15 protein-coding genes are annotated in these 12298 nt (G+C 43.9%); 10 read left to right on the forward strand and 5 right to left on the reverse strand.

Annotated features, from left to right (window positions below; all coding sequences use genetic code 11):
- The first annotated feature begins 1730 nt into the window (after positions 1–1730).
- From VMUT_RS12685 to VMUT_RS08905, 8 genes are all read left to right on the forward strand, one after another.
- On the forward strand, positions 1731–1871 hold the full coding sequence (locus tag VMUT_RS12685; protein WP_148224717.1) for a glycosyltransferase family 4 protein: 141 nt from the start codon (positions 1731–1733) through the stop codon (positions 1869–1871).
- A gap of 150 nt (positions 1872–2021) precedes the next feature.
- The gene (locus VMUT_RS08880; RefSeq protein WP_148224718.1) at positions 2022–2435 is read left to right on the forward strand and encodes a hypothetical protein; all 414 of its coding nucleotides are present in this window, start codon (positions 2022–2024) and stop codon (positions 2433–2435) included.
- A 15-nt stretch (positions 2436–2450) separates the two neighbouring features.
- Positions 2451–2633: a hypothetical protein gene (locus tag VMUT_RS12690; RefSeq protein ID WP_148224719.1), complete on the forward strand. Its 183-nt coding sequence runs from the start codon at positions 2451–2453 to the stop codon at positions 2631–2633.
- Positions 2634–2681: 48 nt separating this feature from the next.
- Positions 2682–3146 carry a hypothetical protein gene (locus tag VMUT_RS08885; RefSeq protein ID WP_013605081.1) on the forward strand — a complete coding sequence of 155 codons (465 nt, stop codon included), beginning with the start codon at positions 2682–2684 and terminating at the stop codon, positions 3144–3146.
- Entirely contained in the window at positions 3143–3412 is a 270-nt protein-coding gene (locus VMUT_RS08890) for a hypothetical protein (RefSeq protein ID WP_013605082.1), read from the forward strand. Before VMUT_RS08885 ends, VMUT_RS08890 begins: the two co-directional genes overlap by 4 nt.
- Positions 3413–3461: 49 nt before the next feature.
- The gene (locus tag VMUT_RS08895; protein ID WP_148224720.1) at positions 3462–4178 is read left to right on the forward strand and encodes a class I SAM-dependent methyltransferase; all 717 of its coding nucleotides are present in this window, start codon (positions 3462–3464) and stop codon (positions 4176–4178) included.
- A gap of 21 nt (positions 4179–4199) precedes the next feature.
- Positions 4200–5408 carry a glycosyltransferase family 4 protein gene (locus VMUT_RS08900; RefSeq protein WP_013605084.1) on the forward strand — a complete coding sequence of 403 codons (1209 nt, stop codon included), beginning with the start codon at positions 4200–4202 and terminating at the stop codon, positions 5406–5408.
- Positions 5409–5464: 56 nt separating this feature from the next.
- Entirely contained in the window at positions 5465–5968 is a 504-nt protein-coding gene (locus tag VMUT_RS08905; protein WP_013605085.1) for a PaREP1 family protein, read from the forward strand.
- Here the strand turns inward: VMUT_RS08905 and VMUT_RS13130 are convergent.
- The 5 genes from VMUT_RS13130 to VMUT_RS08930 all read right to left on the reverse strand — a co-directional run bounded on the left by VMUT_RS13130 (position 5961) and on the right by VMUT_RS08930 (position 9927).
- Entirely contained in the window at positions 5961–6743 is a 783-nt protein-coding gene (locus VMUT_RS13130; protein ID WP_013605086.1) for a DUF8196 domain-containing protein, read from the reverse strand. The two genes, VMUT_RS08905 and VMUT_RS13130, sit on opposite strands and share 8 nt — an antisense overlap.
- 27 nt (positions 6744–6770) lie before the next feature.
- A complete protein-coding gene (locus VMUT_RS08915; RefSeq protein ID WP_013605087.1) occupies positions 6771–7322 on the reverse strand; it encodes a GTP--adenosylcobinamide-phosphate guanylyltransferase in 552 nt (183 codons plus the stop codon).
- Positions 7319–8185, reverse strand: coding sequence for a molybdenum cofactor guanylyltransferase (gene mobA, locus VMUT_RS08920; RefSeq protein ID WP_013605088.1), 867 nt, complete (start codon positions 8183–8185; stop codon positions 7319–7321). The genes VMUT_RS08915 and mobA overlap by 4 nt, the downstream gene beginning before the upstream one ends.
- Positions 8186–8204: 19 nt before the next feature.
- The gene (locus VMUT_RS08925) at positions 8205–8723 is read right to left on the reverse strand and encodes a hypothetical protein (protein ID WP_013605089.1); all 519 of its coding nucleotides are present in this window, start codon (positions 8721–8723) and stop codon (positions 8205–8207) included.
- A gap of 157 nt (positions 8724–8880) precedes the next feature.
- Entirely contained in the window at positions 8881–9927 is a 1047-nt protein-coding gene (locus VMUT_RS08930; protein WP_013605090.1) for a histone deacetylase family protein, read from the reverse strand.
- Between the two features lie 54 nt (positions 9928–9981).
- On the opposite strand from VMUT_RS08930, the gene VMUT_RS08935 reads away from it, so the two are divergent.
- Complete coding sequence (locus VMUT_RS08935) at positions 9982–10245, forward strand: hypothetical protein (protein WP_013605091.1); 264 nt, start codon at positions 9982–9984, stop codon at positions 10243–10245.
- A gap of 40 nt (positions 10246–10285) precedes the next feature.
- Positions 10286–12292: a ribosome rescue protein RqcH gene (gene rqcH, locus VMUT_RS08940; protein WP_013605092.1), complete on the forward strand. Its 2007-nt coding sequence runs from the start codon at positions 10286–10288 to the stop codon at positions 12290–12292.
- The last annotated feature ends 6 nt before the right edge of the window (positions 12293–12298 follow it).

Below are 12298 nucleotides of genomic sequence, written 5' to 3' on the forward strand. Positions count from 1 at the left end.
TAGGTAATATTATTCTATAATCTGAAAGCAGATTTAGCAATGCATGAAGGATTAATCTATTAAGTTTATATGTCAATAATGGTCTTGGCTTTTTATCGTAATTGGCCCATATACATAACATACGTAATTCTTTCTCTTAATAATCGTTTACCCGCTGGTGCGATTGATAATGCATCTATGAAGATTATATCGTAATTATCCACGATATTCGATAAAACAATATTACCCTCCACGTTATTGATAAGATCGCAATAAGGCCCGCATCTTATAACTCCATAATTAATAATACGTGCATCACTTAATGCTACTCCGTGATACAATTCAACGTCTTTGATACTTACTGAGGAAGGTATTAATGCATGTGTCTCAAGCCCAGGTCTAATAATGCCCCTGTTAATAATGCATCAAATCTCTGGATACTGCCGATACCGCTCAAAGCTCAATAAACCAGCGCCTTCACGAATTAACTTAAATGACCCTTTCTTTAAAAGATTTTTGAATGGTTACATTAATAACGTATCTGCCCTTTTATAGGATTTACGAAATAAATGAGTACTTCGTAAGGAATATCGAAATCGTAAGACCAAAGAATGCAATCGTATACGTAGATAACGTATCACATGACAAACAAAAAGAAATAATTAGTAAAAGTAAAATTGTAACTAGTGGGATTGAGATTAGGGTAGGTAATTGGCGCAATAGAAATAATACTTGATTAGCCATGTTGAAGGATCTCCTTAATATTAATGACATAGCAATGGTCGTTGATAGCGATATTATTTTAGCGTCATCCTTTATTGAAGGTTTAAAGAAAATGCTCCCCTGGGTAGGATGATAGGTGTAGAAGACGTAAAAGTAGGACTTAAGACAAGGGACATTATCATTGATGGTATACCGTATACGAAAATATAATATATTATAAGTATGGGCATCTACCTATTTTCTTCGAACCGAAACGAGCAGTTATTATTAATCATAAAATTGATATAATTGATATTGAAGCATTAACAATATTAGTATTAGAGAAACTCTCTATAATGTTCCTATTATTAGAAACTGTATAGCAGATGAGGTAATACTTGGCCTTTATGCATTATTGACTGGTCAAAGATTGACACCATGGTTTAATGGAGTAATTAATGAAGAAAGAATTAGACTGGATGAATGTAATAAGCATCTTAAGGCTTATGCTTATTATAAATTATTTCAGAGCATTAAGAAAAATAAAATCAAGATTGAAGATTTAAGGTTATCACTTATAGAAATCAGAAATTAAGTATCTAATTTTTACCTTAATTAGGACTATGTCTTAGATTCCTGCAGTATTAACAATACTTAATTTAAAGCCTGGTTTTGTATTTATGGATTTTTGCCAATCTAAACCGATCATTATTCTGAAAAATATTATAAATTTAAAAGTGGTGAATATATACATTATCTATGTGAGGCTATTTATGGTAGAAACTGGAGTGATAATCCTTATTTCATTGAGAAATACAATAAATTTCCGTGGAATTTATGTTTTAAAGGTTCATTATGGTTAGAAAGAAAGTTCAATCGTGACGATCCCTTTGAAGTTAATGACATAGTATGGACAAATTCGAGGTGGACGGCAGAAATTGCTAAACAAATATGGAGAACGCCCTCGTATTTTAAACCCGCCTATTCCACTAAACGTAAGAATAGTTGAGAAACCGAGACCCTTTGAGGAAAGAGACAATGCGGTGATAATGATTGGCAGGTTCTCATTCGAGAAGCGTAATCACTGGGTTGTGACCGAGTTAATGCCGAGGCTCATTAAAGAGGTGCCTGATGTGAAGCTGGACATTATTGGTGGCACGGGCACAATACCTAGTGAGTCATATTACTAGCAAATCTTAAAGTTGATTAAGAAGCACGGCATCAAGGCAGAGCTTCATAAGAACGTGCCTGGCAAATTAAAAATCGAGTTAATGGATAAATCACGAGTTTTCCTTCACGCCACAGTCAATGAGCACTGAGGCGTGGCTGTGGCCGAGGCGATGGTGAGGAAGACACGCCAGGCGCTTACTCTGGCTAAAAGGTTTTTGGGTAGCGATAAGAGGGTTTTGTACATAGCGTCTGAGGTGAATTTGATACCGCTCATGGATAGGATCAGGAAACTGCTCGGTGGTGCTGATGTGGCTTATGAGGAGAATCCATATAACGTTTTCGATTCCGTGAAGAACCTGTACAGGAACAGGTCTAGGGTTAGGTATGACTTCATTGTGCTTGACAGTGTTGGTGGTATTAGGGAGAACTACAGGGCGATGTTCGGGACCGGCAGGCTGGCTGACGTGGCACAGGTGAACCAGTTGGTCACGAGGATACTGCATGCTCTTGCCCTGTATGCAATGCACAACAAGTCAATCGTCTTCGCAATAACGCACATGTCCAGGGCAATAGGCAGGATGTAGCATGGCAGGGATGCGATGCCCACGACCACATTGCACGCATCTCACGACGCCACATCAATAATTCACATGTACATTAGGGAGAGCTATGACGAGGAGGGCAATGTGGTAGGTATCGAGAGGGTTACCGAGGTTGTTGAGCATAGGGTCATGCCCGAGCTTGTGGGCATGAAGATAAAGCTACTCGAACCACCACTATAATAACTATGATAAATATCCTTAAAAATTACTTTTATTTTTTATTCATGAATGAGGCTATTCACGTACCTGCCGATCTCGCGTATTGCGGAAATCAAGGAATTCTTTGCCTATAATATCAACCTCATAAGGAGTAGGTTGGGCGGCGCGGATGCTGTGGTTTACCTTGACAACGCACCCGCGTGCTGCATCGATATCGATCGCAATGCCTTGGGGCTCAGTGATTGTGTGGTGTATAAGTACGTGGATTACGGCAATAGGTCTGAAACGATTCTTTCTATTTTGAGTATTGCGGAACCAGGCGATGTGGTTGTGGATAGTGATGTTGAGTTGGTGCCGTCGTTTATTGACGTGTACAGGAAGGCACGTGGTTTGTCCACAAAGCTTGTTGGTGTGGCCGACATAAACGGCAAGCTGGGCGTTAGGGACGTGGTTATTGATAATATACCGCACACGAGGGTGCTATACAATAAGCGTGGGCACAGCCCCGTGTTTTCGGGCCTAAGCAGGCCGTGATAATCAACCACAGGCCTGATGAGGACATTATTGAGTTGTTGATGGATGTGGTGCGTGCAGTGCCTAAGCAATTGAGGAACTGCATTGCGGATGAGACCGTGCTGGGTTTCTATGCGTTGTTGGTTGGGCAAAGGCTGACGCCCTGGTTCCCGGCAGCTGTGAATGCTGGGCGTGGTGGCGACACATGCGGTAGGCATGTTAGGGCCTATGCATATTACCTATTTTTAAATCCATGGCGAGGCACAATATACACATTAGTGAGTTAAATATAACAAAGAATATTGCTAGGTATTGGCTGTCAGCAGCGCTTCACTTGTGATGCGCATATTGGCGTACATAATCAAGAGGTTGGCGTGGAGGTTTAGGTCAATGATTTGGTTATTCCCAATGGTTATCCGCGGCGAGGTACCACTCAATGAGTGGTTTAGCGACCCTATAAGCATCAAGCACGGCATTGAGCACGGGTGGTATTATGACAGGGAAAGGAAGTGCTGGAGACACGCTAAGGTGGATATCCCGTGCTTTGTGAGGTACAGGATGATACTGCACGAGACATTCATTGATAATCAGTACGGCATGGCCGATTACAAAGGAAAGGTGGTGCTTGATGTGGGCGCCTACGTTGGCGATACCCTGCTGTACTTCCTGCATAATGGGGCTAGGTACGTCATTGCCGTGGAGCCCGTTGGCAAGTACGTGAGTGAGTTGGCGAGGAATGCAATGCTGAATAGAATAGACAGTAGGAAGTTCACCATCGTTGGGGCGCACTACGGGAAATTGAGTATTTGTGACTTCCTGAACGCATTCGGTGGTATTGACGTGGCTAAATTCGATTGCGAGGGCTGTGAGTTGGGGCTTGCCAAGGATCCGTGCATTGGTAAAATCCCGGAGTACGTCATTGAGTACCATAGCAATGACATACTTATGGAATTATTAACTAGGTTCAACAATGAGGGCTTTAAATGCAGCGCCGTGAGTGGCGACGCGAATGTGGGTATTATTATGTGTAGGCATGGGATAGCTTTAAAATGAGAAGTAAGCTTTGCTTGATTAATGAAGGTTTTAGTCACGCACCACTACTGGGACAGGCCGGGCGGCGGTGAATTGGTGGCTGGGGCGTTCGCCCTGGCATTCAGCACCATGGGGCATCATGTGGAGTTGACTGCGACTACTAGGTTCTGCGTATCGTGTTATAAGGAGTGGTTCGGAATGGACCTAACGAAATTCAAGGTACACTCACTGCCGTTCAAGCTACGTGCCTTTGGGATATACTTAAGGGCTCTTTCGTGGGTGCCTGCCGTCGCCGTCATACCAAGGATGAAACCGGACCTGGTATTCATCGATTTTTACCAGACAAAGCCCATCGTACGATTGAAGCGTAGGTACGGCTTCAAAACAATCGAGTACATACACTTCCCATTCGAAACAGTGTATGGACCACGAAAGATAAGGTCATGGAGGGACGACCCGTACTTAGCCGAGAGGTACGGCAAGTTCCCGTGGGACATATACCTAATGGGTAGTCTGTGGCTCAGCGAGAGGTTTAACAGGGGTAATCCCTTCAAGGTTCATGAGCTCGTTATGGCGAATTCGAGGTGGACCGCTGACCTGGTCAAGCAAATACACGGCGAGTACCCATTGGTGGTTAACCCACCACTGCCACCAAACGTCAATGTTGCCATGGAGCCGAAGCCCTTCGAGGAGAGACAGGACATAGTGGTCATGGTCGGCAGGTTTAGTAATGAGAAGCGTTATCACTGGGTTGTGAGTGAGGTGATGCCAAGGCTAGTCAAGGAGGTCCCAGACGTTAGGCTAGTCATTATTGGTGGAACAGGTACCGTACCCTCCGAGAACTACTTCGAAAAAACAATCGAGTTGGCAAGGAAGAGCGGTGTGTTTAATAACGTTGTACTTATGAAGAATGCGCCCGGCGATGCAAAGCTGAACGCGTTGGACAGCGCGAAGGTCTTCCTGCATGCAACAATCAACGAGCACTGGGGCGTTGCAGTGGCAGAGGCCATGGCAAGGGGCTTGCCCGTTGTCGTGCATAGGAGCGGTGGCGCCTGGAGTGACCTGGCGATGAGTGGTGAGGTTGGGCTTGGTTATGAAAATGCTGACGAGGCTGTGAATGCGATAGCTAAGCTTCTAACGGATGGGAGGGCGTGGGGTGATTACTCGAGGAGGAGCCTGGAGAGGGTTAGGGACATAACCTTTGATAGGTTCGTTGAGAGGTTGGCGGAGCTCGTGAAGAAAATGCTGTAAAGGGGTCATAGGCTTTTAAAGCTATTTCCGGTACTATCACTAATGGTTTATCACTAATGGTTGTTTCATTAGAGTTGCCGAGGGTTATTTATGAGAAGGTTAGGGAAAAGGGCCTGGACATTGAGGACCTTGTGATATATACGCTGATGAATGTCATGCAGTTAGATCCCGGCGAGCTGGCTAAGGCGAGGCTTGAACTCGCGGATAAGTACTTAGGTGAGGCCAGGGAATACATCGACAAAGGCGATGCCGTCCAAGCTAGCGAGAAGTTGTATAGGGTCGCTGAGGAGTGCGTCAAGGCCTTGGCAGAGAAGTACAACACACCTGAGTACCAGGAGGCAGTTAGGGAGGGTAGGTGGTTCGCGTACCTGCTCGGTAGGGCCGCTAGGTCGTTGAGTGCTAGGCTTAATGAGCCGAGGATTGCCGATGCCTGGTCCAGGGCCTATGATCTACATGTGTGGGGTTTTCATGAGGGTAAGTACGGAATTGATTATGTGAGGGTTGACCTACCACTCATTGAGTGGTTGGTGAATTATACGAGGCAGTTAGTGGCTAGGTGAGTTCCTCGAAGTCATCCTCACCATGATGCTTAACCACCTTAATGCCATTGAGCCTAGCCAGCTCAATGGCTTTACCGGTATCCCTTGACTCATTTACGTAGGCGATGATGGCTATGACCTCTTTACCAGCCTTGGCACTCCTTAATTTGCCCACCTTATCCACGAAGTCCTTAACGTCCCTAACCCTAAGCGTTGCCTTAACCTCGACAGCAATCACCCTATTATCAGCCTCAGCATAGCCATCAAACTCACCAATATCCTCAACCCTAGCCCTCCTAAGCCTATCAACGTTAACTCCAACCTTAGCCCTAACCCAGGCAGGTAAGTAATGCCTGGCATCACGCTCAACTAACACACCCACAGTATTAGAAACGCCAGAAACCTCACGCCTAAGACCCCTTAACTCTTTCCATATCTTGTTGTTTTCCTCCCATAGTCTCCTTATGTCCTCCCTCATCGCATACTGGCCCTCACGTAGAGCCCTTATTTCCTGCCAAATCTTGTTATTCTCCTCCCATAGCTTGTTCTGGTTTTCCCAAAGTTTTTCCTCGTTCTCGGTAAGCCTCTGGACTGCCTCGAGAACCTTGTTCAAAACCTCCATCATCACTGACTGATTCCTAGCCAAAGCCTCCTGACCATCAACAAGCCTCCCAACAACATCAACCAACCGCCTAAGGGAAGACTGAACATCAGAAATACCCAAAAGCCCAATAACAGCAAGCCTAAAAACCTCATCCTCCCTCAACAAACGCAAAAACTCATCCCTAAGAGACATGACCCGTGAGTTAATGTTATGCTCATATTAAAATACTTTTTGCGACATATTCTCGCATACTTCCTGAGCTGTGTTAATGTCGCTTGGAGTATTTATATTGAGTAATTCCTTGCTCCATGGAACTACTAGTGATACCCACGGGATAATGCCTTGGTCTAGCTTTATTCTCCTTACAAGGCTTATTCCCGTAAATCCTAGGATTTCATCCCTCCTATACATGAGTGTTATCATTGGTGCCATGACATACGCAGCCATAATCAAGAACTTCCTAACTAACTGCTTGTTTAAGAATGGCATGTCAGCAGGAACTATGAGGGCAGGTATACCTACCCTATTTATGGCCTCCAGGAAGTCCTCAGGGTAACCCTTACCGCCTGTTATTAGGGCTTTATAGCCATGGTTTCTCGCAAATTCTATAATGGATGAGTGCCTAATTGTGGTTGCAATGTATACAGCGCCTAAGTCCTCAACAGCCTCGATGACGCGCATTATCATTGGCTTACCGCATACCTCAATCAACGGTTTATTGGGGTTAGAGAGCCTAGTTCCTGCGCCGCCGGCCATGATTATTACATTCATGCCTTATCAACACCGAATGAGGTCAATATGCGCCTACCGAGCTGCTTAACATTCTCATTAACTGAGTCAAGCAGTACATGAGCAGCCAGGAAGTGAAGACCTGCCTCAGCATATAGCCTGAACTCGGGCCAGGGATCACTTGTAATTAATGTATACCAGAGCGAGCCTACTATCTTATTAAGGTCTTTACCCACTACGTCATTAATTACGTACTCCCTAATTATTGAAATATCGCTCTTAATTACCTGCCCGTTAATTCTCATGGAAGTGCCCGTTAAGTCACTACGTGTATTCACGTTTACGAGACTCTTCAACTCAATTCCATGCATCAATGGATCTAGGAATAGTACCTTTGGTAATCCCCTAATTAGGTCGAAGATCTTCGATCTACCGTAATTAACAAGTAAGTCCATGTATTGGAGAGTTACAGTCCTCCTGACCGCCATTAATGCATTCTCTAAATGCCCGTTTGGGTATACATAGGTAGTAGCATCAAAATTTCCTAGTTCGCTTATTAATGGTTCGAGGGCTTTTGGCGTTATGTAAGGCATGTCGTTGGGAACCACCACGGCGTACTCCTCACCACACTTATTAAGTGCTGAGTAAATACCCGCGAGTGGTCCCTTGAATTTCTCATCATCAATGACATAGTCGGCGCTTGGTATTATCGATCTATATTTCAAGGCTTTATCAACTTCATTCACTGCTATGATAACTTTACTGGTTATTTGCGACAAGGCGTTATAAATGAGTCTTATCATTGGTTCATTACCCACCATATACAGGGCCTTATCAATCCATGGTTCACCACGTACCTGAAATCTCCGCGATAAACCACCACTCAATATAATGCCGCAGATCATCCTAGGTAGTCACTTAACCCTACTCAGGTGGCCTTATAAGTCTCGCCAGTCTCTCCCTCCTCCACCTAGCATATTCAATTAAACCAATGACTATTAGTATTATGACTATTATGATTACCACGGCAATTGCTATCAAAGTGCCTATTGGTATGAAGCCTATGCCTGGTACGTAATAACCACTGACCGGTACTACCAAGGTCACTGATATTGCCTCCCCACTCTCGTTTGCGGTGAGAATCACGGTCTTGCTTGAATAAACACCAAAGGAGTAGGCATAGGCTCTGCAGGTTATTGAGCCTGTACTCGGTATTGGTATCACAGTGCTCATAAGGCCTATATTACTTACATTGTACCCTGCGCATGATAAGCCGACGGTAGCATACTTCGTTAGTGGCATGCCGTTTGCTGATAATGCGGTTATGCTTACGTTGACGGCAGGTATGTATATGGGTAATTGAACTTGCTGAGCATACAAAACCGAGGCAATACCCATAAGTATGGCAAGCGCCATAATCATTAATAGGTATTGAGACCTCACCACGTTATTTACATTGTGCGGGGAAATAAATCACTAACTCACAATAATTAGCCAAAGATTTAGGATCAGCGCTATTAACCTAAATCACTGATCATCAAGCCCAGCATCATCACGCAGGTACGCATTAACTATGGTAAATTATAAGTATTTAGGTTATTTAAGCCAGGTGCCAGTAATTTCTCTGGGTATTGATCACATCCTTAATAACGGAGTTCACACGGGCCATAATCCTTGGCTCAGTCTGTGTCACCCCCTCATCAATCTCCACGTCCCTATTACTCATGATATCAATTAAAAGCCTTGAACCCCTGCTTAGGGTATCACTATTATAACCACCTTCAAGCACGAAGACAACACCCCTAACTTTACCAATCATATTCCTCAATCTCCTAAATACATAGGCATACGTATTAAGGGACAGTCTCAGGTTAGCTATACTATCAAGCATGTGCGCATCAAAGCCCAGGGAAACCAGGATCAATTGCGGCCTGAACTCCTCGATTATCGGCCATACAACCCTATCTAGGGCATTCATGTAGGCATCATCCGCCGTAAATGGCGGTAATGGAACATTAACGTTAAAACCCTCGCCCTCCCCCTCACCAACATCATCAATGAATCCAGTACCTGGATAAATAGTTAATGGGTCCTGATGAAGACTTACGTACAAAACCCTTGGATCCTCATAGAATATTTCCTGCGTGCCATTTCCATGATGAACATCAACATCAAGTATAACCACCTTATTAAAACCGTGCTCCAAGGCATAAACGGCACCGACGACTACATTATTGAATATGCAGAAGCCCTGGGTTGGTGCCATTAATGCCCTACCACTACGACCGACATGATGGCCAGGCGGCCTAACAACCGCATAAGCAGTACCCCACTCACCACTTAGCACCTTATCAACCCCCTTTAAGACAGCGCCTACAGCAAGTCTCGCAGCCTTGCAGGTACCTGGGCTAACGTATGTATCCGCATCTATGAATACGTAACCCATATCACAAGCCTCATCAATTCGCCTCACGTAATCCTCATCATGAACCTTAAGTAACCACTCATTAACATCATTAATAGGCTTCTCCATAGTTACAGTACCGCTTATTGATTTAATGATTGTCATAATCCTACTTGGGTTCTCAATGTGGCTTCTTGGGGGCTTATGTTCCAGGTATGCATTGTCATAGATTATACCAATCATAATTACCGAATTATCATAGTGCCTTATTAATCTACTTGAGATTTCCTAATTGATATGTTTGGCAGGAAAAGGAAGGTGGATCTTGAGGAGCTTCTTCAGGAGTTGACTGGCGATGAGGATGGTGATGGAAGAAGTAGGGTTAGGAAACGCGTTAGTGAGAGTAATGAGGATTACGAGCAATCAGGAGGTATTAGGTTTAAGGTTGAGTTTGAGGGTGTTGATGAGTTAATAAGGGAGATAAGGTCCCTGAAGGAATCAATTAATGAATTAACCACACTACTAAGGGAACAGGGAGAGCCGACCACTACGAAGAAGTAAATCGTTTTTAAATACCTACCCTCCTTAAAACTTAAGGTAAATGCCTAATCAAAAGAGGTCATTAAATGTCCTGGACCTATTAGCAATCTCAATTGAACTTACTGAGTTAAGGGATTCAATAATTGATAAGGTCTATACCATGAGCAATTCATTACTACTTAGGTTTAGGAAGGAGTCTGAGAAGTACTTCGTAATAGCCAACTCCCATAGGTTTGGATTGACGAGTTACGTCCTTGAGCATGGAGCCGAGGGAGTAACACCGCTTAGGAGGTTGATTGAGGGAATGAGGCTAAGGAGCATTGAGTTATTGAATTTTGATAGGATTGTTAAGTTAGTGTTTAGTGACGGTTATCTGGTAATTGAATTACTGGAGCCCTGGAATGCCATTTACATGAGTAATGATAACGTAATTAGATGGGTCTTAAGGGCATATAGAAGTAGGGATAGAGTGATAAATATTGGCCTTGAGTATAAGCCACCGCCCCAAAGCTTTGTCAAGCCCACTGATGATCGTGAAAGTGTGGTTAAGGCCTTACAGGGCTATGATACTATAGGTAAGGCAATTGCCAGAGGCTTAGGTTTAGGTGGTGAAATCGCCAATGAGGTATGCACTAGGGCATTGATTGATTGTGCATTACCCGTTAATTCCATTAATTTAGATAGTGTTATCTCAGTAATTAGGTCCATGGTAAATACCGTAGGCAGAGGGGAATTGGAGCCCACCATTTATTATAGTAATGGTGCACCAATAACAGTAACTCCAATTAAGTACCTATCAATTAAGTACGATAACATTAAGCAGTTTAGGAGATTTAATGAGGCTGTTGATGAGTATTTCCATGAGATTGAGGTTAGGGAGGAGTCTGAGAAAAAACTTGCCAGTATTACTGGTGAGATTATGAGACTTGAGAAGAGTGTTGATGAATTAATGATGAGTATTGAGGGTTTTAGGAAGGGTTCTGAGGAGTTGAGGATTAAGGCGGAGACGGTACTTAATTGGAAGTACGTAATTGAGGAGTTACTTAATGTGCTTAGGAATTATTGGTCATCGTATAAGGATGAGTTCCAGGAGTTGATCAAGGGTATGGAATACCAGGGAATTAGGGTTAAGGGCTTTGATCCGAGAAGTAAGGTAGTGCTTCTTGATATTAATGGTATTACGGTGTCAATACCATTGAATACCGATGTTGGTGATGTAATTAATAATCTCTTCAATAGGGCTAAGGAGCTTGAGCGCAAGGCCAAAAGCGCAGAGGAGGTGATGAGCCAACTTAGGGCGCGTATTGAGGAACTTAGGGCTGAGGGAGAGAAGGTAATTGAGAGTATTAGGGAGGGGTCTATTCATGTGATTTATGGTGCTAGGGAGTGGTTTGAAAGGTTTAGGTGGTTCATAACCAGTGGCGGTAAGCTGGTGATAGCAGGTAGGGATGCTGCGCAGAATGAGGTAATCGTGAGGCATTATTTAAGGCCTTGGGACATATTCGTACACGCCGACATACCAGGTGCTGCGGTTGTGGTTATTCGACTCTCGAACCCTAGTGATAATGCCAGTAATAGTGATATTTACGAGGCGGCGCAGTACGCTGCAGCCTATTCAAGGGCTTGGGTCATGGGTTTGTCAGTACTCGATGTATTCTATGTTAGGGGTGAGCAGGTGACCAAGAAGGCCCCGTCTGGTGAATACCTTGGTAAGGGTAGTTTCATGATCTATGGGACACGGGGTTGGATTAGAAATGTTGAACTTAGGCTTGGGATTGGCTTAAGGATAGATAACCTTAGTGATGCTTCCCTGATTAGGTTGATCACGGCACCATTAAGCATGGTTAGTTCTCTGACTAATTACTATGCCGTATTAAGGCCTGGGTCGAGGGATAAGGTCAATATTAGTAAGGAGATTTATAATTGGTTTAAGAGTAAGGTGCCTGGATTTACCAAGGTAATTAACTTGAGTAATGTTGTGGATGTGGTGCCGGGTCCATCGATTATTGAGGGTTTTTACGAGGGCAGTCCAATGCCGTGGGACAAATTAGAGAGTTTGGTGAAGTGATCTGCC

It is taken from the genome of Vulcanisaeta moutnovskia 768-28, assembly GCF_000190315.1.
Classification (GTDB): Archaea; Thermoproteota; Thermoprotei; order Thermoproteales; family Thermocladiaceae; genus Vulcanisaeta; species Vulcanisaeta moutnovskia.

Coding starts and splice junctions, on each gene's coding strand:
- VMUT_RS12690 (WP_148224719.1), top strand. CDS start 2,451: ATGCCCACGACCACATTGCACGCATCTCACGACGCCACATCAATAATT.
- VMUT_RS08880 (WP_148224718.1), top strand. CDS start 2,022: ATGGTGAGGAAGACACGCCAGGCGCTTACTCTGGCTAAAAGGTTTTTG.
- VMUT_RS08915 (WP_013605087.1), bottom strand. CDS start 7,322: ATGAATGTAATAATCATGGCCGGCGGCGCAGGAACTAGGCTCTCTAAC.
- VMUT_RS08935 (WP_013605091.1), top strand. CDS start 9,982: ATGTTTGGCAGGAAAAGGAAGGTGGATCTTGAGGAGCTTCTTCAGGAG.
- VMUT_RS08930 (WP_013605090.1), bottom strand. CDS start 9,927: ATGATTGGTATAATCTATGACAATGCATACCTGGAACATAAGCCCCCA.
- VMUT_RS08905 (WP_013605085.1), top strand. CDS start 5,465: ATGGTTGTTTCATTAGAGTTGCCGAGGGTTATTTATGAGAAGGTTAGG.
- mobA (WP_013605088.1), bottom strand. CDS start 8,185: ATGATCTGCGGCATTATATTGAGTGGTGGTTTATCGCGGAGATTTCAG.
- VMUT_RS12685 (WP_148224717.1), top strand. CDS start 1,731: ATGATTGGCAGGTTCTCATTCGAGAAGCGTAATCACTGGGTTGTGACC.
- VMUT_RS08885 (WP_013605081.1), top strand. CDS start 2,682: ATGAGGCTATTCACGTACCTGCCGATCTCGCGTATTGCGGAAATCAAG.
- rqcH (WP_013605092.1), top strand. CDS start 10,286: ATGCCTAATCAAAAGAGGTCATTAAATGTCCTGGACCTATTAGCAATC.
- VMUT_RS13130 (WP_013605086.1), bottom strand. CDS start 6,743: ATGTCTCTTAGGGATGAGTTTTTGCGTTTGTTGAGGGAGGATGAGGTT.
- VMUT_RS08900 (WP_013605084.1), top strand. CDS start 4,200: ATGAAGGTTTTAGTCACGCACCACTACTGGGACAGGCCGGGCGGCGGT.